We start from the raw sequence: 18,212 nt of genomic DNA on the forward strand, positions 1-18,212 counted from the left end.
CTCAGCGTACCGAGCGCAGGGAGCTGTTGACCCGTGGCAGCACGCGGCCCATGACTTCGGCTATGTAGCTGAGGAACAGCGTACCCACCGAACTCTTGTAGTGCTGCGGATCACGGCTGGCGATCGCCAGAATGCCGTGGATGCCTTGATGGCTGACCGCGACCACGGCGGTGGAACCGATCTGCTTGCGCTGATCTTCGCCAAACAGGAAGTCCAGCTCATGCTCGCGCAAGCTGCCGCTGACGCTTTTGCCTTCGGTGAGCAAACCGCCGATGGCGACTTGTGCGTCGGCGTGGCTGACCCAACGACCGACCGGCGCCGGGTTGTCACCGAGCAGGATCAGGCTGACGAAGGGCACCTGAAAATCCTGACGCAGACTGTCTTCGACGCTGATCACCACGTCCTCGAGGCTGGCGGCGTCCATCAGGGACAGAATGAGCCGGCGAGTCTTGTCGAACAGGCGATCGTTGTCGCGGGCGACATCCATCAACTGCGAGAGGCGATGGCGCATCTCGATGTTGCGGTCGCGCAGGATGGTCATTTGCCGCTCGACCAAGGACACGGTGTCACCGCGTCGGTGGGGAATACGCAGGGCGGGCAGCAGTTCTTCGTGCTCGACGAAGAAGTCCGGATGAGCCTCCAGGTATGCGGCAACCGCTGCCGCCTCCAGGCTCTCGGACGCTGATTCGTCGGACTGTCGGGCGGGTACCTGAGGCTTATCGGTCATGGTTTCTGCTCACTCAAAGACGTACTTGTCCTTCGTATACACGCACTGCCGGACCGGTCATCAGCACCGGTTGGCCAGGGCCAGCCCATTCAATGGACAGACGCCCGCCGGGCAGGTCGATCAATAGCGGCGAATCCATCCACCCCTGGCTGATTGCAGCGACAGCCGCTGCACACGCGCCGGTGCCGCAGGCCTGGGTTTCCCCAGCGCCACGTTCCCACACGCGCAGCTGCGCGCGGTTGCGGTCGATGACCTGGAGAAAACCGACATTGACCCGCGCCGGGAAGCGCGGATGGTGTTCGATTTTCGGCCCCAGCTCATGCACCGGTGCACTGTTGATGTCCTGTACGCGCAACACCGCGTGGGGGTTGCCCATCGACACGGCGGCGAGTTCGACCGTGGTGCCGTCGACTTCCAGCTGATAGCTGCTGGCCTGCGCCGGCGCTTCGAACGGAATGTCCGCCGGCACCAGACGCGGGGCGCCCATGTTCACGCCGATCTGGCCGTCGTTACGCACGTCCAGCTCGATGATGCCACCCTTGGTTTCGACGCGGATCTGCCGTTTGGCGGTCAGACGCTTGTCGAGCACGAAGCGCGCGAAGCAGCGTGCACCGTTGCCGCACTGCTCGACTTCCGAACCATCGGAATTGAAGATCCGGTAACGGAAGTCCACGTCCGGATTGCTCGGCGCTTCAACAATCAGCAACTGGTCGAAACCGATGCCGGTGTGCCGGTCGCCCCATTGCTTGGCGTGCTTGGGCTGAATATGCGCGTGCTGGCTGACCAGGTCGAGAACCATGAAGTCATTGCCCAGGCCGTGCATTTTGGTAAAACGCAGCAGCATGGGTTACTCCGGCAGCAGGCTTTCGCCGGCAAACAGCTCGGCCACGGTTTCGCGGCGGCGCACTTCAAAAACCTGATCACCGTCTACCAGCACCTCGGCAGCACGGCCGCGGGTGTTGTAGTTGGAACTCATCACAAAACCGTAGGCCCCGGCCGAGTGCACGGCCAGCAAGTCGCCTTCTTCCAGCGCCAGTTCACGGTCCTTGGCGAGGAAATCACCGGTTTCGCAGATCGGCCCGACGATGTCGTATTTGCGCGCAGCGGTGCCACGCGGTTTGACCGCCGTGACGTCCATCCATGCCTGATACAGCGCCGGGCGGATCAGGTCGTTCATCGCCGCATCGACGATGGCGAAGTCTTTGTGTTCGGTGTGCTTGAGGTATTCGACCTGGGTCAGCAGTACGCCGCCGTTGGCGACGATGAAGCGGCCCGGCTCGAACACCAGCGCCAGATCACGCCCGTTCAAGCGCTCGCGCACAGCCTTGATGTAATCGGCAGCCAATGGCGGCTCTTCATCGCGATAACGCACGCCCAAGCCACCACCGAGGTCGATGTGGCGCAGGTGAATGCCGCAATCGCCGAGGCGATCGACCAGATCGAGCAGGCGATCCAGCGCGTCAATGAACGGCGGCAGGGTGGTGAGTTGCGAACCGATGTGGCAGTCAACGCCGACCACTTCCAGGTTCGGCAGATGCGCGGCGCGCACATACACGTCTTCGGCGTCGGCAATGGCGATGCCGAACTTGTTCTCTTTGAGACCGGTGGAAATGTACGGGTGGGTGCCGGCATCGACGTCCGGGTTCACGCGCAGCGAAACCGGGGCGCGGACACCCAGCTCGGCGGCAACTACTTGCAGGCGTTCGAGCTCGTCGGTGGATTCGACGTTGAAGCAGTGCACGCCGACTTCGAGGGCGCGACGCATGTCGTCACGGGTCTTGCCGACACCGGAGAAGACGATCTTGTCAGCGCTGCCGCCAGCGGCCAGCACACGCTCCAGTTCACCACGGGAGACGATGTCGAAACCGGCGCCGAGACGGGCCAGGACATCCAGTACGCCGAGGTTGGAGTTGGCTTTGACGGCAAAGCAGACCAGGTGCGGCATGCCGGCCAGCGCATCGGCGTAGGCCAGATATTGGGCTTCGATATGCGCGCGGGAGTAAACATAGGTGGGCGTGCCGAAACGGTCGGCGATGGCGGACAGCGCCACACCTTCCGCGAACAGCTCCCCGCCACGGTAGTTAAAAGCGTCCATGGCGATCCCTTATTGGTAAACGTCGTGCTTGTGTGCTTTGGACGGCTGCTTCTGCGAAGACTGGGCTTGCTCGGCCGGGTCCTGATCGTCATCCGGCAGGTACAGCGGGCCTTTTTGACCACAGGCCGAAACGAGGCAGGCAACCGCGACGAGCGCAGCAAGGGAAGAGATCAGGCGCTTCATGGCGAAATCCTTGAAAATGCGTTAATTGCGCCGGAGTATACCGGCCACCCGGCAGCTTGCCTATGCGAGGGGGTTCCCGTCCGGCGGGGCTCGTCCGTGAGCACTGGTAACCCTGTGGGAGCGAGCTTGCTCGCGAAAGCGGTATGTCAGTCGCCATTGATGTTGAATTTTCTGGCGCCTTCGCGAGCAAGCTCGCTCCCACAGGGGGCAGTGCGGGATGGGAAACGGTGCTTGGTCGTTAATCTTTGCAATCGGCCGGCAGCGTCCGTATCTTTCGGCGCTTGAGCCTGATCAGACATTTTTTGAGGTTGCCGCAATGAGTTTGTCCGAAGCCCGTTTCCATGATCTGGTCGATGCTACCCAGCAGACGCTGGAAGATATCTTTGATGACAGCGACCTGGATATCGACCTGGAGAGCTCGGCAGGTGTCTTGACCGTCAAGTTCGAAAACGGCTCGCAACTGATCTTCAGCCGCCAGGAGCCGCTGCGTCAGTTGTGGCTGGCGGCGGTGTCCGGTGGTTTCCACTTCGATTACGACGAAGAGAGCGAGCGCTGGATGTGCGACAAGAGCGAAGAGCAACTGGGCGAAATGCTCGAGCGCATCGTCAAGCAACAGGCTGGCGCTGAATTCGACTTCGAAGGTCTGTGATTCCGTGACTGACACCGCTCCTGTTCGTCCGCCCAAACCGCTCTACAGCAACATCAGTCCGGCCGTGCCTTCGCCGTGCAGCGGCGTGTGCCGGCTTGATGAACAGAAGGTTTGTCTCGGCTGCTTCCGCCATGTCGAGGACATTCGCGAATGGCGTTCGGCGGACGACGAGCGGCGGCGCGTGATTTGCGCGCAGGCGTCGCAGCGCAAACAGTGCACCGGGGCGTGACTTGTATATTTTTTGAGCTGTGATAGTGTCCGAACACGCCTCAACCCATCGAGGCTTGGTGAAAACCCCGTCTTTTTTGGCGGGGTTTTGCTTTTTTTGTGTGCAGAAGAAAGGAGTCTGCCCGGATCATGACCGCACCTTCCATCACCCTTACCCGTCTGGACGTGCAACGTCTGGAGCGCTTGATCGACAGCCTGAACGATAAAGACCAGGCTGCACCGGGCGTGATCGCGCTGCAAACCGAACTGGACCGCGCCGATACGCTGGTCGGTCACGATGAAGTGCCCGCCGATGTCGTGACGATGAATTCCCGTGTGCATTGCCGCGAAGAAGGCAGTGGCAAGGACTATCACCTGACGCTGGTCTATCCCAAGGATGCCAATGCCGACGAAGGCAAGATTTCCATTCTGGCGCCAGTCGGCAGTGCGTTGCTGGGCCTTAAAGTCGGTCAGCACATCGACTGGCCGGCCCCGGGTGGCAAGACCCTGAAACTGACTTTGCTGGAAGTTGAATCGCAGCCGGCCAACGGCGGTGATTTCCGCGAGTAAACCCGTCTCAGACCTGTTCGAGCGCCTCGTTCAGGGCGCGCTCCAGGTCAGCCTTGTAGCGCAGATACAGATTGCTTGAACTCTGCCCGTCACCGAGCAGGCCCGAGAGGTCGAGGTCGGTGATGTAGCAGCGATAGCGTTCGCTCTCGCGGCGTTGCTCAACGATCTCCCGGGCGACCACGCTGAACAGCTGGTCGCCATGTTCCAGCTCGCTGAATTCCCGTTGATTGCAATACAGGGTGACCTGCACTTCGCCTGGTGCGGCTTTGCCGACGATCGCCTGCACGTCGTAGAACGGCTTGTTCACTGGCGTCTGCGGTGCCGGCCGCGCTTCGACCCGGCGCACGCGTCCCGGGCCCGACGGCAATAACTGGTAATACAAAGTTTCGAGGCGGGCATCCGGGCCGGCGTCCATCGGCAGCACGGCTTCGCGGCGGAACAGTATCGATTGCAGGAAACGCTGCAATGGCACCAACAGACTTTGCTCATCGTGATAGGGCAAATGTTGCTGCCACAGCGCGTTGAACTCATCCAGCACGTACAGCTCTGCCTGCTGCTCGGTGATCCGGTAGAAGACCTGAATGCACTCCGGCTGGCCCATCGGCAGGATCAGCGCGAGGTCGTGATCTTCCAACGCCATCGGGTCCAGGTGCAGCGGGCTGTAGCGCGGCTGTTCCTCACCGAGATAATCGAGCAGGGCCGGAAGGGTGGCGAGGGCGACGTGGTTGACTTGGCCCGGCACCAATTCCAGCACGTGATAGTGCTGCTGCACCTGAATCAGGTAGCGATGGTTCAGTTCGCTGAGCAACAGATTCTGCGCGGTGTCGACGATTTCCTCGACGCGGCGGGCAATGAACTGCGCGCGGTTGTGGCAGAAGCAACGCACCTTCAGCGACGGCTGCAATGGCCCGCGCGGCAGGTTGTTGAGGTAATCGCGCAGGCAATCGAGCAGGGCATGCGGGCCGTCGAAGCGGTTGACCAGCACTTCATTCCAGCTGTTCAGCGTGACCTGATCCAGGGTCAGCACGAGGTTTTCACGCACCCCGGCGTAACTCAGCGAGTCGGTGCGCTCGGTGGTCATCAGGATGTTCAGGTCGCGGTGATGCTTGAGTGGATCAATGCCGACGTTGACCAGCATCAGCACTTCGCTCGGCACGGCGGCGCGCAGCAGCGGCTCTTCGGCCACCGTAGGCAAGGGCAGGGCGATGCACTGTTGCAGGCTGCCGAGCAGGTTGAACAGCTCGAACTCGCTCAAGTCGCTGGTGCCGGGATGCAGAGCGAGACGAGTACTGCTGTCGATCACGCCGTTGCGGTGGCACCAGGTCAGCAATTCAAGCAATTCGCGGCTGCGCTTGATCGGCGCGAAGTGCTCCCATTCCAGTGCTGTGAGGCTGCCGTTATACAGGCCCCACTGGGTTTGGCCCGGTTCCTTTTTGTTGCGCGACTGCACCAGGGTCAGGGTGTCTTCGGCCAGGTCCGGGGCGATGCCGGGGTTGATGAACTCGACCTTGTCAGCCTTGCGTTCGAAGGCTGCATAGAGCCGGCGCCCCAGCACATTGAGGTCGCGTTTGTTGATCAGGCTGACGGTCTGCTCGGTGCGGGCGAACTGGGTCAGGAAGCGATAGCTGTAGTTCAGCTCATTGACCAGCGCGCGGCGTTCGGCGCTGACCTGGCGGACTTTCCACTGGCTGCGGCTGTCGAGCAGCGTCAGTTGCCGCTGATCCCAATGCCATTCACTGGCCAGCCGTTCCAGCAACGAGCGTTGCCAGCTCTGGGTGCGGCTGTTGCCGGTGAGCTTGCGGTTGACCTTCAGGTACAGCGCACGACGCACCAGCTCCAGCCGTTCCGGCTCGTTGCGCGCGGTGAGGTATTCCTCGATGCGCCGGTACACGACCATGTACGGATCCAGTTCATCCAGATCCAGCTGGTTGGCGAACACGGCTTTTTTGAAGCGCAGGCTCAGACACTGCACTTGCGGGTGTTCGCTGGCGTAGACCTCGGTCAGCAGCAGTTTGAGCACCGATTTGTAGGGTGACTCGATGCCCTTGAACAACTGCCACAATCCGGCGCCGATGAACTCGCCCGGCGGAATCCGCGCCAGATGACCAAGGTCGAGGGTTTCGTCGGCGCGGATGAAGCGCTTGGACAGCAGGGTATGGGTGTAAAGGTCATAGGCGGTTTCTTCGTAAACCGGCACCAGCCACCAGATCGGCGTGCGCCCGGCCAGCCAGATTGCGGTGCGATAAAACTCGTCGAGCAGCAGATAGTGCTGGGTGGTGCCGCAGTTTTCCGAACTGAGCTGGGAGTCGCGTTCGCCTTTGACGAAGCGCTCCGGGTCGATCAGGAAGAAGTGCGCTTCAGCGCCCTGGCTCGCCGCCCAGGCTTCCAGTAACTGGCACTTCTTGCTCAGCTCGGCGAGTTCGCTTTCGCTCAGATCCGGCGCGTGGCAGACCCACACGTCCATGTCGCTCTGGTCGGCCTGCGCCAGGGTGCCGAGGCTGCCCATCAGGAACAGGCCGTGAATCGGTCGTGGCGGATTGCTGCCGTGGCGCGGCTTGTACGAGAACGAACGCGTCAGGCGTTGCGCCTCGGCGAGGGTGTTGGCGTCTGGCTCGTAATTCGACAGGCCGGCCGGCGTACTGCCCGAGACATAGCCCGGCAGCAGTGGATGATTGACGTGGAAGAACAGTGGCAACAGCGTCAACACGCTCTGCTGGCGGGTCGACAGGCCTTCGAGGGCGCGGCCGAGGCGGCCTTCATTGAGTTTGAGAAAACGCGCGCGCAGCTGGCTGAGTACCTTGCGGTCGATGCCTTCGTCCAGGTCGGGGCGGATTTCGTGGGTGCGCGTCATGTCAGCTCAAACCGGCTCGCAGGCTCGGACGTAGAGGGTCTCGGAATGGGAGGCAGTTTAGCCTTAGCACAGCGGGACTTTTAGCTGAATTTGTTTTTTGACGTCAGATTTCTATCGCGGGCGGCAGGGCAAGCCCGCGGAAATCCCGTGGCAGGAGTTCCCGTGGGCAAAGTCAGGGGGATCAGGCGGTTTCTTGCTCTCTCAGAATCGTCAGCACGGTTTGCACATTTTGTGCAGCGTCGCGACCGAGGCTGGTCAGATACCCGCCATCGGGCTGGTCGGTCAGTTCTTTTTCAAAGAGGCGTTTGGCGGCGGCAATGTGTTTCGGGGCAGCGGTCTGATGAATTTTCAGACCTTCCTGGGAACTGTCCAGGTTGAAGAGTGCGAGGACTTCCAGTTCGGCAACCAACTCAGGGGTAAGCGACATAAGGACTCCAGACTTTCTAGGAATTGGACGACAGCGTCCCTAAGGTGAACCCGCTTTTGCGGCATGTCCAGTGCTCAGATCAGGGATTTTGTCTTGAGGCGGATTCCAGTGTAGTCGGGGCCCGGGAGTTGGCTGGATGGATGGGTGACAAATTGTGTGGGAGCGAGCCTGCTCGCGAAAGCGGTGTGTCATTTAGCGTTTTTTTTGCTGATACACGGCATTCGCGAACAGGCTCGCTCCCACAGGGGATTGTGTTTGGCTTACTGCTTTTCTGGCGGTAATTCCGGCAATGCGCGCAGCGCCGCTTCGTACCATTCGGTATTGAACGCGCGGTCTTCATCAAGCATTGCGTCAATCTCGTAGGCCAGCACGTGCGCCATCAGATTGAGGATCTCTTCGCGCTCAACGCCCACCAAGGTCAGCTTGTTGAAGGTCGCTTTGGCCGCTGGCGGGTTGTCGCTTTCGATCTGGTTCTCGATGGCTTCGATCAACGTAGCCTCGGTGAACTCTTCTTCGTCGTTGTCGATGTCTGTCGGCTCGCTCATGGCAGGCTCCTCAAGGAAAGGCGCCAGTTTACCCGCATTCAGCGGGGTGATGCTGCTGGCGTGATTCGTCTTGGCGATCTATAAACAGGCACTGCCCACCCCGCACGGCCTGGAGGCTATGTGATGCTCAAGCTCTACGGATTCTCAGTCAGCAACTACTACAACATGGTCAAACTGGCGCTGCTGGAAAAAGGCCTGCCGTTCGAAGAGGTCACGTTCTATCCGGCGCAAACCGCGGAATCGCTGGCCATCAGCCCGCGCGGCAAAGTGCCGGTGCTCGGTGTTGACGCCGGTTTTATCAACGAAACCGCGATCATTCTCGAATACCTGGAACAGACCCAGAAGGGCACGCCGCTGCTGCCGAGCGATCCGTTCGAGCGCGCGCAGGTGCTGGCGATTGCCAAGGAAATCGAGCTGTACATCGAACTGCCGGGGCGTGCCTGTTACGGTGAAGCGTTTTTCGGCATGGCCCTACCGGAGGCGATCAAGGAAAAAACCAGGACTGAGTTGCTGCTGGGTTTTGCGGCGCTGGGTCGGCACGGCAAATTTGCCCCGTATGTGGCGGGCGACCGTCTGAGCATTGCCGATTTGTATTTCCTCTACAGCGTGCCGCTGGCCTGTGCGGTCGGGCAGAAACTGTTCGGGATCGATTTGCTGGCTGAGATGCCGCAGGCCAAGGCGCTGCTGGAGCGATTTGAGCAGAATCCGCATGTGCAGAAGATTGCGGCGGACAAGGAGGCGGCGATGCCGGCGTTTTTGGCGATGATCGCTGCCAAGAAATAGGGTTTTGCAGCGTTTTGAAGTCAGTCATCGCTGGCAAGCCAGCTCCCACAAGGTTTTGTTGTGACACAAACATGTGTGTTCGACGCAGAACCTGTGGGAGCTGGCTTGCCAGCGATGCTTTTAGCGGTTGGCGATCAGGGCCTGACCGCGAACGACGGCAGCCTTGACCTGCGCCGGCGCAGTGCCGCCGATATGGTCACGGGCATTCACCGAGCCTTCCAGGGTCAGCACGGCAAACACGTCCTGCTCGATCTGATCGCTGAACTGACGCAGTTCTTCCAGGCTCATCTCGGCCAGATCCTTGCCGGTGTCGACGCCGTACTTCACGGCGTGGCCAACGATTTCGTGGCAGTCACGGAACGGCAGGCCACGGCGTACCAGGTAGTCGGCCAGGTCGGTCGCGGTGGAGAAACCGCGCAGCGCCGCTTCACGCATGATCGCGTGCTTGGGCTTGATCGCCGGGATCATGTCGGCAAACGCACGCAGCGAATCGCGCAGGGTGTCGGCGGCGTCGAACAGCGGCTCTTTGTCTTCCTGGTTGTCCTTGTTGTAGGCAAGCGGCTGGCCCTTCATCAGGGTCAGCAGGCCCATCAGCGCACCGAACACACGGCCGGTCTTGCCGCGTACCAGCTCCGGCACGTCGGGGTTTTTCTTTTGCGGCATGATCGAACTGCCGGTGCAGAAGCGGTCTGGCAGATCGATGAACTGGAACTGTGCGCTGGTCCACAGCACCAGTTCTTCGGAGAAGCGCGACAGGTGCATCATCGCGATGCTCGCGGCCGAGCAGAATTCGATGGCGAAGTCGCGATCGGACACGTTGTCCAGCGAGTTGCCGCCCACGGCGTCGAAGCCCAGCAGTTGCGCGGTGTATTCGCGGTCGATCGGGTAGGTGGTGCCGGCCAGCGCGGCGCTGCCCAGTGGCATGCGGTTGGTGCGCTTGCGGCAGTCGACCAGACGTTCGTAATCGCGGCTGAGCATTTCGAACCAGGCCAGCATGTGGTGCCCGAAGGTCACTGGCTGCGCGGTCTGCAGGTGGGTGAAGCCCGGCATGATGCTCGCCGCTTCACGCTCGGCTTGCTCCAGCAGGCCTTTTTGCAGGCGGGTGATCTCGGCGAGGATCAGGTCGATTTCGTCACGCAGCCACAGGCGGATGTCGGTCGCGACCTGGTCGTTACGGCTACGGCCGGTGTGCAGCTTTTTACCGGTGACGCCGATGCGGTCGGTCAGGCGTGCTTCGATGTTCATGTGCACGTCTTCGAGGTCAACGCGCCAGTCGAACTGGCCGGCCTCGATTTCGCGCTGAATGGTCTTCAGGCCGTCGATGATGCTGTCGCGCTCGGCATCGGTCAGCACGCCGACCTTGGCCAGCATGGTGGCGTGGGCGATCGAGCCCATGATGTCGTGGCGATACAGGCGCTGGTCGAAAGTGACGGAGGCGGTGAAGCGGGCGACGAAGGCGTCGACGGGTTCACTGAAGCGGCCGCCCCAGGACTGATTGGTCTTGTCAGTGCTCATGAATTCGCTCGTATCGGCTTGAAGAAAGAAGGCGTGAAACGCTGGCGCGGATAATAACAGGGTTGCCAATCCTGTCGCTGACACTGGTCGATACGTTTTTTTCTCATTGTGTACGCCATAGTCAGCATTGGCCCCGGGCGTTTTACGCAAGGATATTTTTCGATTGAGCAATATCGGCCCGACGAGCGTCTACAGTTGGACATAAGGGCCGGCACAAGTCAGATCGCGCAAAGGTCTGGCCGCCGACTATAAGAAGAGGGGGTGGGTGTTTTGTCCTTCGGCAAACCCCGTGAGAAACGCAGGAAACAGCGGGCTTCGAGCAGTACGACCCGGACACTGGCAAATATTGCTGGCCGACGTACGGCACTTTTTGGCGCTCGGGCTAGTCTTAGCGTGGATCGCGGTGACGGACGTCACTTCACCTGTCTACGCTATCCTTGTGCGAGACTCACGCAGGAATCCAGCGCAATATGAATGTCCTGATCGTTGATGACGAACCACTGGCTCGCGAGCGCCTCAGCCGAATGGTGAGCGAGCTCGAGGGTTATACAGTTCTGGAGCCCGGCGCCACGAATGGCGAAGAGGCGTTGGCACTGATCGACAGCCACAAGCCGGATATCGTGCTGCTCGATATCCGCATGCCGGGCCTCGATGGCCTGCAGGTTGCTGCCCGTCTGTGCGAACGCGAAACGCCGCCGGCCGTGGTGTTTTGCACCAGCCCCGATGAATTTGCCGTGGAAGCCCTGCAGGCCAGCGCCGTGGGCTATGTGGTGAAACCCGTGCGAACCGAACATCTGCATGACGCCCTGAAACGGGCTGAACGTCCCAATCGGGCGCAACTCTCGGCCCTGACCCGTCCTGCTGCTGAAAGCGGCAGCGGACCACGCAGCCATATCAGCGCCCGCACCCGCAAAGGCATTGAACTGATACCGCTGGATCAGGTGGTCTACTTTATCGCCGATCACAAATACGTGACCCTGCGCCACGAGGCCGGTGAAGTGTTGCTGGACGAGCCGCTCAAGGCCCTCGAAGACGAATTCGGCGAGCGCTTCGTGCGTATCCACCGCAATGCGCTGGTCGCCCGTGATCGCATCGAACGTCTGCAACGTACGCCGCTGGGGCATTTCCAGCTGTTTCTCAAAGGTCTCAATGGTGATGCGTTGATCGTCAGCCGCCGGCATGTGGCCGGTGTGCGCAAGATGATGCAGGGTCTGTAATCCGGTCACTCCGGACGGCTCCAGTTTCCTGTTTACCGGGCATTGCGGGCCAGGGAGGCCGCGCCGACTCTGATTCAAGTCAAAGTGGATTTGGCTGAGCTGTTATTATCCGCCGTATCTATTCAGTACGGATTGATCCATGTCCTCTCGCGAAATCCGCATCGCCACCCGTAAAAGTGCGCTGGCCCTCTGGCAGGCCGAATACGTAAAAGCCCGTCTGGAAGCGGCCCATCCGGGGCTGCTGGTGACGCTGGTGCCCATGGTCAGTCGCGGCGACAAGCTGCTCGATTCGCCACTGTCGAAGATCGGCGGCAAGGGTCTGTTCGTCAAAGAGCTGGAAACTGCGCTGCTGGAAAACGAAGCCGACATCGCCGTCCACTCGATGAAAGACGTGCCGATGGACTTCCCGGAAGGCCTTGGTCTGTTCTGCATCTGCGAGCGTGAAGACCCGCGCGACGCCTTCGTTTCCAATACCTATGCAAGTCTGGAGGCATTGCCTGCGGGCAGCATTGTCGGCACGTCGAGTCTGCGTCGTCAGGCACAGTTGCTGACCCGTCGTCCGGACCTGCAGATCCGTTTTCTGCGTGGCAACGTCAACACTCGTCTGGCCAAGCTCGATGCCGGTGAGTATGACGCGATCATCCTTGCCGCGGCCGGTCTGATCCGTCTCGGTTTTGAAGAGCGCATCACCTCGGCGATCAGCGTTGATGACAGCCTGCCGGCCGGTGGCCAGGGCGCGGTGGGCATCGAATGCCGTAGCGCTGACACCGAAATCCACGCCTTGCTCGCACCGCTGCATCACGCCGACACCTCGTCGCGCGTCACCGCCGAACGTGCCCTCAACAAACATTTGAATGGCGGCTGCCAAGTGCCGATCGCCTGCTACGCCGTGCTCGAAGGCGAGCAGTTGTGGCTGCGGGGTCTGGTCGGTGAGCCGAGTGGTGGCAAGCTGCTCAGCGCCGAGGCACGTGCGCCACGCGCGGACGCCGAAGCACTGGGCGTGAAGGTTGCCGAAGACCTGCTCAGCCAGGGCGCCGACGACATTCTCAAAGCGGTTTACGGCGAGGCAGGTCACGAGTGACGGACTGGCGCCTGCTGCTGACGCGTCCTGCGGATGACTGTGCGGCGCTGGCCGAAACGTTGGCCGCGCAGGGGATTTTCAGCAGTTGCCTGCCGCTTTTGGAAATTGCCCCGCTGCCGGTCTCTGCCAAAATACGTCGAGCTATTGCGCAGTTGCCACGTTGCAGCGCGGTGATTGTCGTCAGTAAGCCGGCGGCGCGTATTGCGCTGGATCTGCTCGACGGCACGTCATCGCTGACGATGCCGTGGTTCAGTGTCGGTGCGGCGACTGCGCAGATTTTGCTGGATGGCGGTCTGGATGCGAGCTTCCCGGCCGTCGGCGATGACAGCGAAGCGTTGCTGCAATTGCCGCGCCTGCGTACGGCGGTCAGCCAGCCCGGTGCGCAGGTGTTGATCCTGCGCGGGGAGGGTGGGCGTGAACTGCTCGCCGAGCGTCTGCGCGAGCTAGGTGCTAGTGTCGAGTATCTGGAATTGTATCGACGCGACCTGCCGGCCTATGCCCCGGATGAACTGCTACGGCGGATCAAAGCGGAACGCTTGAACGGGCTGGTGGTCAGCAGTGGACAGGGTTTCGAGCACCTGCGCCAAATGGCCGGCGATGCCTGGCCGACCATTGCGCCGATGCCGTTGTTTGTACCAAGCCCGAGGGTCGCCGAGCTGGCACGTGCCGCCGGGGCTCAAACAGTTGTGGATTGCCGCGGCGCGAGTGCCGCGGCTTTGCTGACGGCGTTGCGGGAGCATCCCGAACCCGTTTCCTAATGCAAAGGATGGATACGTGAGCGAAACAGCCTTGCCAAAAGATGACGTCCAGCCTGTGATTGAACCTCAGGTTGAAACTCCACCGCCGGCCACAGAGCCGCGCCGAGGCAATGGACTGGCCATCGTCGCCCTGTTGCTCGGTGCCGCCGGTGTTGCGGTCGGCGGCTGGGGTGTCTGGCAGGTCCGTCACCTGCAGACCAATACGCAACAACAGTCGGGTCAGGTGCAGGCATTGAACGATCAGGCGCAGAGCCTGAAGCTCAATGAACAGCGTCTGACCGAGCGCCTCGCGCAGTTGCCGGGTGCCGACGAACTCGCCGAGCGCCAGCGTCTGGTGACGCAGCTTCAGGGCGATCAACAGCGCCTCAATCAACGTCTGGAAACAGTGCTGGGTGCCAGCCGCAAGGACTGGCGTCTGGCCGAGGCCGAGCATCTGCTGCGTCTGGCCAGCCTGCGGCTGTCGGCGTTGCAAGACATCAGCAGCGCTCAGGCGCTGGTGCAGGGTGCCGACGAAATCCTTCGTGAGCAAAACGATCCGGGCTCATTCGCGGCCCGTGAGCAAGTGGCAAAAACCCTCGTCGCGTTGCGCAGTACGGCGCAGCCGGATCGCACCGGTCTGTTCCTGCGACTCGGCGCACTGCGTGACCAGGTCATCGACCTCACCGAGCTGGCGCCGGAGTACAAGGATCGCGGCGAATCACTGCTGGGCCTGACCGCCGACGGCGACGGCGCCAGTCGTTGGGCACAGTGGTGGGATCAGGTCTCGCGCTATATCCGTATCGATTTCAATGCCGACAAGAACGTGCGGCCGCTGCTGGCCGGGCAGAGCCTGAGTCAGGTGCGGCTGGCCCTGAGCCTGGCCCTGGAGCAGGCGCAGTGGGCCGCGCTCAACGGTCAGGCGGCGGTCTACACCCAGGCGCTGGCCGAGGCGCGCGATGTGCTCAAGGGCAATTTCAACCCGGACAATCCGCAAAGCAAAGTGATGCTCGAACAGGTCGGTGAGTTGAGCAAGGAACCCGTCACGGTCACCACGCCGGATCTGGCCGGCACGCTGAGTGCGGTGCAAGCCTATCTTGAGCGGCGCAACGTCAATGCCGAAGAGTCGGTGAAACCTTTCGCCAAACCTGCTGCGAACACTGCGCAGGGGGCTACGCCATGAAGCGCCTGTATGTGATCGTGTTTCTGGTGATCGCTGCAACAGCGGCGCTGGGTCTGGCGATTGCCGAGCACTCCGGTTACGTGCTGGTGGCCTACAAAAACTTCCGCTACGAGTCCAGCCTGTGGGCGACGCTGGCGGTCATCGCGGTGTTGTGGCTGCTGATCTGGGGCATCAAGGCGTTGGTTGAACTGGTCATGACCTCGAGTGGCGTGGTCAACCCTTGGTCGCGCCGCAACCGCAGTCGGCGCGTGCAGGTGGCGATCGAACACGGTCAACTGGATCTGGCCGAAGGTCGCTGGGCCAGCGCTCAGCGTCACCTGTCGCGAGCGGCTGAAGCCGAGCGCCAGCCTTTGCTGTACTACCTCGGCGCTGCCCGCGCAGCCAATGAGCAAGGTCATTACGAAGAGTGCGATCGTTTGCTGGAGCGCGCGCTTGAGCGTCAGCCCCAGGCGGAGCTGGCGATCGCTTTAAGCCATGCGCAGTTGCAGACTGACCGTGGCGACACCGACGGTGCCTTGGTGACCCTGCAAGCGATGCACGATCGCCACCCACACAATGCGCAGACGTTACGCCAGTTGCAGCGCTTGTATCAGCAGCGCGGCGAATGGTCGGCGGTGATTCGTTTGCTGCCGGAGTTGCGCAAGGACAAAGTCCTGCCGCGCGCCGAACTGGCGGAACTCGAGCGCCGCGCCTGGGGTGAAAACCTGTCCCTGGCGGCGCAGCGTGAAGAAGATGGCAGCGTTGGTTTGCAGTCGCTCACGCGCGCCTGGGAGCAACTCACCTCGGCGCAACGTCAGGAGCCACCGCTGGTGCTGGCATACGCCGAACAGCTGCGTCAGCTGGGCGCTCAGGTCGAGGCGGAAGAAGTGCTGCGCACTGCCCTCAAACGCAAGTACGACAGCCATCTGGCCCGCCTCTACGGTCTGGTGCGCGGCAGCGATCCGGCCCGCCAGTTGCAAACCGCCGAAGGCTGGCTGAAGGATCATCCGAATGATCCGAGCTTGCTGTTGACCCTCGGCCGACTGTGTCTGCAAACCAGTCTGTGGGGCAAGGCGCGGGATTATCTGGAAAGCAGCCTGCGCGTGCAGCGCAATCCCGAGGCCTGTGCGGAACTCGCGCGTCTGCTCGCCCAGTTGGGCGATACCGAGCGCAGCAATCAGTTGTTCCAGGAAGGCCTGGGACTGCTGGATGAACGCCTGCTGGCCGCGCCGTTGCCGGTCCCGGCTCACGCCTGAAGTGGCGAGGGAGTTCGCTCCCTCGCTTACCTTTTGTGGCTGAAATTTCAACTTCAGTGTGCGTCCGAGGCAAAGTCCTACAGCGGACTACACCAATTCCTCTCGAACCTGTCGGGTTTTCCCTACACCTCTGGTGAACTGTCGGCAGGGCCTCGCCTTGAAAGGCTGACACGCTTTCCTCTACCGTAACCGTCTGTCTCTACTGTTACGGAAAAGCCATGTCGTTGGCCTGCTCACGCTCCTTGTTTTTCATGGCTTTCACTGCGGGGGCCTTTGCTCTGGGAGCTTCCTATTATCTTGAATATGCAGTCGGTCTGACGCCGTGCAGTCTGTGCCTGGTGCAGCGTCTGTTCCTCACGCTGCTGTGCGGGGTCAGTGGTCTTGCGGCGGTGCACGGCCCCAAACGTGTCGGTCTGTGGTTCTACTGGCTGTTGACCCTGGGCGCTAGCCTGGGTGGCACCACGGCGGCCTGGCGGCAGGTATTGATACAGAGCGATCCGATGCTGCACCTGCTCAATTGCTCACCGGCTCCCGAAGCCTTGTTCAGTGGTCTGCCATGGATCTGTGCCTTGCAAACGATGTTTAGCGGCGGTGCCGATTGTGCGGAAATTTCCTGGACGCTGTTCGACCTGAGCATCCCGGAGTGGAGCCTGCTGTTCTTTGTCGCGGTATCGATTCTGGCGGTGTATCAATTGTTGCGGCTGGTCTGGGGGGCTCTGCAACGCCCGCTCAGCGGCGAAGCGTCGCACCCGGTGCCGCTGAGGGATTAAACACTTGTATGAACTTTATCTCCTGCGTACCTTGAAGCCATAGGCGTGCGGGCATAATCTGGCCCGCACGTGTCATTGGATTTATGTTGCTCGATGACGCTCTGCCCGGCCGTCCCCCAAGCCAAAACCAAAAGAGGGGCGCGGGTGTAGAGCAGCATGACCCACAAGGGAAGAGAGATCGCCATGCTCGAAAGTTGTCAGAATGCTCAGGAACGTTGGGGTGGGGTTCATCTGCTGATCGACCGCTGGTTGCAAGAGCGTGAAGAGCTGATCGGCGCCTACGACAAGCTCGGTGCGCAGCCTGAATCGTTGTCCGAGAGCCGTAAGCCTTTGCAGGAATTCTGCGGCGTGCTGGTCGATTACGTTTCGGCCGGGCACTTCGAAATCTACGAACAGCTGACGGGCGAAGCCAAAGCGTTCAACGACAAGCGTGGTCTGGAACTCGCCGAGACGATTTATCCGCGCATCGATGTCATCACCGAGAAGCTGCTGGCCTTCAACGACCTGTGCGATGAAGGCAAATGCGTTGCAGAGAAATTCAAAGAGCTAGGTGGTCTGCTGCACGAGCGCTTTGAACTTGAAGACTGCCTGATTGAAGTGCTGCACACAGCACACAAGGAAGAAGATCCGGTCCAGGCCTGATCCCGAACCCTGATCAAAAAAAACGGTGCGCCCGAAAGCGCACCGTTTTTATTGCCCGATCAACTCGTCGCACCACGCAATTCCACTTCAAACACCAGCGGTGTGAACGGCGCAATCAGGTCTCCTGCACCGTCGGCGCCATAGGCCTGATCCGATGGAATCACCAGTCGCCATTTCGCGCCCACCGGCATGTTCTGCAACGCGGTGCGCCAACCGGCAATCACGCTGTCGAGATTGAACCATTGCGGCTGAGTGTTCTGATCGAACACGGTGCCGTCCGGCAACCGTCCGACATACAGCACCTGCACTTTTCCATCGGGGCCGGCCTTGGCGCCAGTGCCCGGTGTCAGCTCGGTGAGCAGGATGCCGTCAGCCAGTTCCTTTACACCCGGCCTGGCTTTTTCTGTGGTGAGAAAACGTTGCTCGCTTTCCATTGCCGCGTCGCTCGAAGGCAGCGCGGAGTGTTCTGCATTTTGCGCTTCATGATCGGCCAGAATCTGCTCGATACGGGCCTCGCTCAGCGCCAGTGGCTTGCCTTGATAGGCTTGCTGCAGGCCATCGACCAGCGCCTGAATCTGCAGTTGCGGAACCTCTTGGCGCAGCCGTTCACCGAGGCTGGCGCCGAGGCTGTAGGCCAGATCGTGAGCATCGTTCGCGGTGGATTTTCCGTCAGCGTGAGCGGCAGAGAAAACCATGCAGAGGAATAAAAAAAAGTAGCGCGACATGAGCACTCTCCGTCCTGAGATGCGGTGGATTATGCCAGCGCGCACGACTGTTACGGTGAACTGCTTTTGACTT

General features: G+C 61.1%; 20 protein-coding genes. 11 read left to right on the forward strand and 9 right to left on the reverse strand.

Translation table 11 applies throughout. The features are described 5' to 3' along the window. Position 1: 1 nt before the first annotated feature. Genes M9827_RS12735 through lptM form a run of 4 tightly spaced genes read right to left on the reverse strand, consistent with a single transcriptional unit; the run spans position 2 to position 3,005 of the window. A complete protein-coding gene (locus M9827_RS12735) occupies positions 2–727 on the reverse strand; it encodes a DUF484 family protein (RefSeq protein WP_250605699.1) in 726 nt (241 codons plus the stop codon). A gap of 13 nt (positions 728–740) precedes the next feature. Next, on the reverse strand, positions 741–1,571 hold the full coding sequence (dapF, locus tag M9827_RS12740; protein WP_095119833.1) for a diaminopimelate epimerase: 831 nt from the start codon (positions 1,569–1,571) through the stop codon (positions 741–743). Between the two features lie 3 nt (positions 1,572–1,574). Then, positions 1,575–2,822: a diaminopimelate decarboxylase gene (gene lysA, locus M9827_RS12745; protein WP_250605700.1), complete on the reverse strand. Its 1,248-nt coding sequence runs from the start codon at positions 2,820–2,822 to the stop codon at positions 1,575–1,577. A gap of 9 nt (positions 2,823–2,831) precedes the next feature. Next, complete coding sequence (gene lptM, locus M9827_RS12750; protein WP_007911098.1) at positions 2,832–3,005, reverse strand: LPS translocon maturation chaperone LptM; 174 nt, start codon at positions 3,003–3,005, stop codon at positions 2,832–2,834. A 316-nt stretch (positions 3,006–3,321) separates the two neighbouring features. Here lptM and cyaY point away from each other — a divergent pair, with 316 nt between their 5' ends. The 3 genes from cyaY to rnk all read left to right on the forward strand — a co-directional run bounded on the left by cyaY (position 3,322) and on the right by rnk (position 4,431). Beyond that, the gene (cyaY, locus tag M9827_RS12755) at positions 3,322–3,654 is read left to right on the forward strand and encodes an iron donor protein CyaY (protein WP_123454569.1); all 333 of its coding nucleotides are present in this window, start codon (positions 3,322–3,324) and stop codon (positions 3,652–3,654) included. Positions 3,655–3,658: 4 nt separating this feature from the next. After that, on the forward strand, positions 3,659–3,883 hold the full coding sequence (locus tag M9827_RS12760; protein ID WP_250605701.1) for a DUF1289 domain-containing protein: 225 nt from the start codon (positions 3,659–3,661) through the stop codon (positions 3,881–3,883). 128 nt (positions 3,884–4,011) lie between these two features. Beyond that, the gene (gene rnk / locus M9827_RS12765) at positions 4,012–4,431 is read left to right on the forward strand and encodes a nucleoside diphosphate kinase regulator (protein WP_250605702.1); all 420 of its coding nucleotides are present in this window, start codon (positions 4,012–4,014) and stop codon (positions 4,429–4,431) included. A 7-nt stretch (positions 4,432–4,438) separates the two neighbouring features. On the opposite strand, the gene M9827_RS12770 is transcribed toward rnk, so the two are convergent. The 3 genes from M9827_RS12770 to M9827_RS12780 all read right to left on the reverse strand — a co-directional run bounded on the left by M9827_RS12770 (position 4,439) and on the right by M9827_RS12780 (position 8,254). Next, positions 4,439–7,282 carry a class I adenylate cyclase gene (locus tag M9827_RS12770; protein ID WP_250605703.1) on the reverse strand — a complete coding sequence of 948 codons (2,844 nt, stop codon included), beginning with the start codon at positions 7,280–7,282 and terminating at the stop codon, positions 4,439–4,441. Between the two features lie 181 nt (positions 7,283–7,463). Continuing rightward, positions 7,464–7,709, reverse strand: coding sequence for a TIGR02647 family protein (locus M9827_RS12775; protein WP_003229392.1), 246 nt, complete (start codon positions 7,707–7,709; stop codon positions 7,464–7,466). 260 nt (positions 7,710–7,969) lie between these two features. Continuing rightward, a complete protein-coding gene (locus M9827_RS12780) occupies positions 7,970–8,254 on the reverse strand; it encodes a hypothetical protein (protein WP_007911108.1) in 285 nt (94 codons plus the stop codon). A gap of 123 nt (positions 8,255–8,377) precedes the next feature. On the opposite strand from M9827_RS12780, the gene M9827_RS12785 reads away from it, so the two are divergent. Further along, positions 8,378–9,037 carry a glutathione S-transferase family protein gene (locus tag M9827_RS12785; RefSeq protein WP_250605704.1) on the forward strand — a complete coding sequence of 220 codons (660 nt, stop codon included), beginning with the start codon at positions 8,378–8,380 and terminating at the stop codon, positions 9,035–9,037. Between the two features lie 120 nt (positions 9,038–9,157). Here M9827_RS12785 and argH read toward each other — a convergent pair whose 3' ends face one another. Beyond that, positions 9,158–10,552 carry an argininosuccinate lyase gene (argH, locus tag M9827_RS12790; protein WP_250605705.1) on the reverse strand — a complete coding sequence of 465 codons (1,395 nt, stop codon included), beginning with the start codon at positions 10,550–10,552 and terminating at the stop codon, positions 9,158–9,160. 470 nt (positions 10,553–11,022) lie between these two features. On the opposite strand from argH, the gene M9827_RS12795 reads away from it, so the two are divergent. From M9827_RS12795 to M9827_RS12825, 7 genes are all read left to right on the forward strand, one after another. Further along, the gene (locus M9827_RS12795; RefSeq protein ID WP_194936451.1) at positions 11,023–11,769 is read left to right on the forward strand and encodes a LytR/AlgR family response regulator transcription factor; all 747 of its coding nucleotides are present in this window, start codon (positions 11,023–11,025) and stop codon (positions 11,767–11,769) included. Between the two features lie 139 nt (positions 11,770–11,908). Next, positions 11,909–12,850 (forward strand): hydroxymethylbilane synthase, encoded by a 942-nt coding sequence (gene hemC, locus M9827_RS12800; protein WP_250605706.1) that lies wholly within the window; start codon positions 11,909–11,911, stop codon positions 12,848–12,850. Next, entirely contained in the window at positions 12,847–13,608 is a 762-nt protein-coding gene (locus M9827_RS12805; RefSeq protein WP_250605707.1) for a uroporphyrinogen-III synthase, read from the forward strand. Before hemC ends, M9827_RS12805 begins: the two co-directional genes overlap by 4 nt. Before the next feature lie 16 nt (positions 13,609–13,624). Further along, positions 13,625–14,767 carry a uroporphyrinogen-III C-methyltransferase gene (locus M9827_RS12810; protein WP_250605708.1) on the forward strand — a complete coding sequence of 381 codons (1,143 nt, stop codon included), beginning with the start codon at positions 13,625–13,627 and terminating at the stop codon, positions 14,765–14,767. After that, positions 14,764–16,002 carry a heme biosynthesis protein HemY gene (locus tag M9827_RS12815; protein WP_250605709.1) on the forward strand — a complete coding sequence of 413 codons (1,239 nt, stop codon included), beginning with the start codon at positions 14,764–14,766 and terminating at the stop codon, positions 16,000–16,002. Before M9827_RS12810 ends, M9827_RS12815 begins: the two co-directional genes overlap by 4 nt. Before the next feature lie 218 nt (positions 16,003–16,220). Continuing rightward, positions 16,221–16,772 carry a disulfide bond formation protein B gene (locus tag M9827_RS12820; protein ID WP_250605710.1) on the forward strand — a complete coding sequence of 184 codons (552 nt, stop codon included), beginning with the start codon at positions 16,221–16,223 and terminating at the stop codon, positions 16,770–16,772. Positions 16,773–16,955: 183 nt separating this feature from the next. Continuing rightward, positions 16,956–17,414 carry an Rsd/AlgQ family anti-sigma factor gene (locus M9827_RS12825; protein ID WP_016985889.1) on the forward strand — a complete coding sequence of 153 codons (459 nt, stop codon included), beginning with the start codon at positions 16,956–16,958 and terminating at the stop codon, positions 17,412–17,414. A 59-nt stretch (positions 17,415–17,473) separates the two neighbouring features. Here M9827_RS12825 and M9827_RS12830 read toward each other — a convergent pair whose 3' ends face one another. Next, on the reverse strand, positions 17,474–18,139 hold the full coding sequence (locus M9827_RS12830) for an FKBP-type peptidyl-prolyl cis-trans isomerase (protein ID WP_250605711.1): 666 nt from the start codon (positions 18,137–18,139) through the stop codon (positions 17,474–17,476). Between the last annotated feature and the right edge of the window lie 73 nt (positions 18,140–18,212).

This window comes from Pseudomonas sp. AKS31 (assembly GCF_023634765.1).
Taxonomy (GTDB): domain Bacteria; phylum Pseudomonadota; class Gammaproteobacteria; order Pseudomonadales; family Pseudomonadaceae; genus Aquipseudomonas.

What these genes read in the sequence shown, in the direction of transcription:
- M9827_RS12825 (WP_016985889.1), top strand. Translation starts at nt 16,956, where the DNA reads ATGCTCGAAAGTTGTCAGAATGCTCAGGAACGTTGGGGTGGGGTTCAT.
- argH (WP_250605705.1), bottom strand. Translation starts at nt 10,552, where the DNA reads ATGAGCACTGACAAGACCAATCAGTCCTGGGGCGGCCGCTTCAGTGAA.
- rnk (WP_250605702.1), top strand. Translation starts at nt 4,012, where the DNA reads ATGACCGCACCTTCCATCACCCTTACCCGTCTGGACGTGCAACGTCTG.
- M9827_RS12830 (WP_250605711.1), bottom strand. Translation starts at nt 18,139, where the DNA reads ATGTCGCGCTACTTTTTTTTATTCCTCTGCATGGTTTTCTCTGCCGCT.
- dapF (WP_095119833.1), bottom strand. Translation starts at nt 1,571, where the DNA reads ATGCTGCTGCGTTTTACCAAAATGCACGGCCTGGGCAATGACTTCATG.
- M9827_RS12820 (WP_250605710.1), top strand. Translation starts at nt 16,221, where the DNA reads ATGTCGTTGGCCTGCTCACGCTCCTTGTTTTTCATGGCTTTCACTGCG.
- cyaY (WP_123454569.1), top strand. Translation starts at nt 3,322, where the DNA reads ATGAGTTTGTCCGAAGCCCGTTTCCATGATCTGGTCGATGCTACCCAG.
- M9827_RS12735 (WP_250605699.1), bottom strand. Translation starts at nt 727, where the DNA reads ATGACCGATAAGCCTCAGGTACCCGCCCGACAGTCCGACGAATCAGCG.
- M9827_RS12795 (WP_194936451.1), top strand. Translation starts at nt 11,023, where the DNA reads ATGAATGTCCTGATCGTTGATGACGAACCACTGGCTCGCGAGCGCCTC.
- M9827_RS12815 (WP_250605709.1), top strand. Translation starts at nt 14,764, where the DNA reads ATGAAGCGCCTGTATGTGATCGTGTTTCTGGTGATCGCTGCAACAGCG.
- M9827_RS12775 (WP_003229392.1), bottom strand. Translation starts at nt 7,709, where the DNA reads ATGTCGCTTACCCCTGAGTTGGTTGCCGAACTGGAAGTCCTCGCACTC.
- M9827_RS12785 (WP_250605704.1), top strand. Translation starts at nt 8,378, where the DNA reads ATGCTCAAGCTCTACGGATTCTCAGTCAGCAACTACTACAACATGGTC.
- lptM (WP_007911098.1), bottom strand. Translation starts at nt 3,005, where the DNA reads ATGAAGCGCCTGATCTCTTCCCTTGCTGCGCTCGTCGCGGTTGCCTGC.
- M9827_RS12780 (WP_007911108.1), bottom strand. Translation starts at nt 8,254, where the DNA reads ATGAGCGAGCCGACAGACATCGACAACGACGAAGAAGAGTTCACCGAG.
- hemC (WP_250605706.1), top strand. Translation starts at nt 11,909, where the DNA reads ATGTCCTCTCGCGAAATCCGCATCGCCACCCGTAAAAGTGCGCTGGCC.
- lysA (WP_250605700.1), bottom strand. Translation starts at nt 2,822, where the DNA reads ATGGACGCTTTTAACTACCGTGGCGGGGAGCTGTTCGCGGAAGGTGTG.
- M9827_RS12770 (WP_250605703.1), bottom strand. Translation starts at nt 7,282, where the DNA reads ATGACGCGCACCCACGAAATCCGCCCCGACCTGGACGAAGGCATCGAC.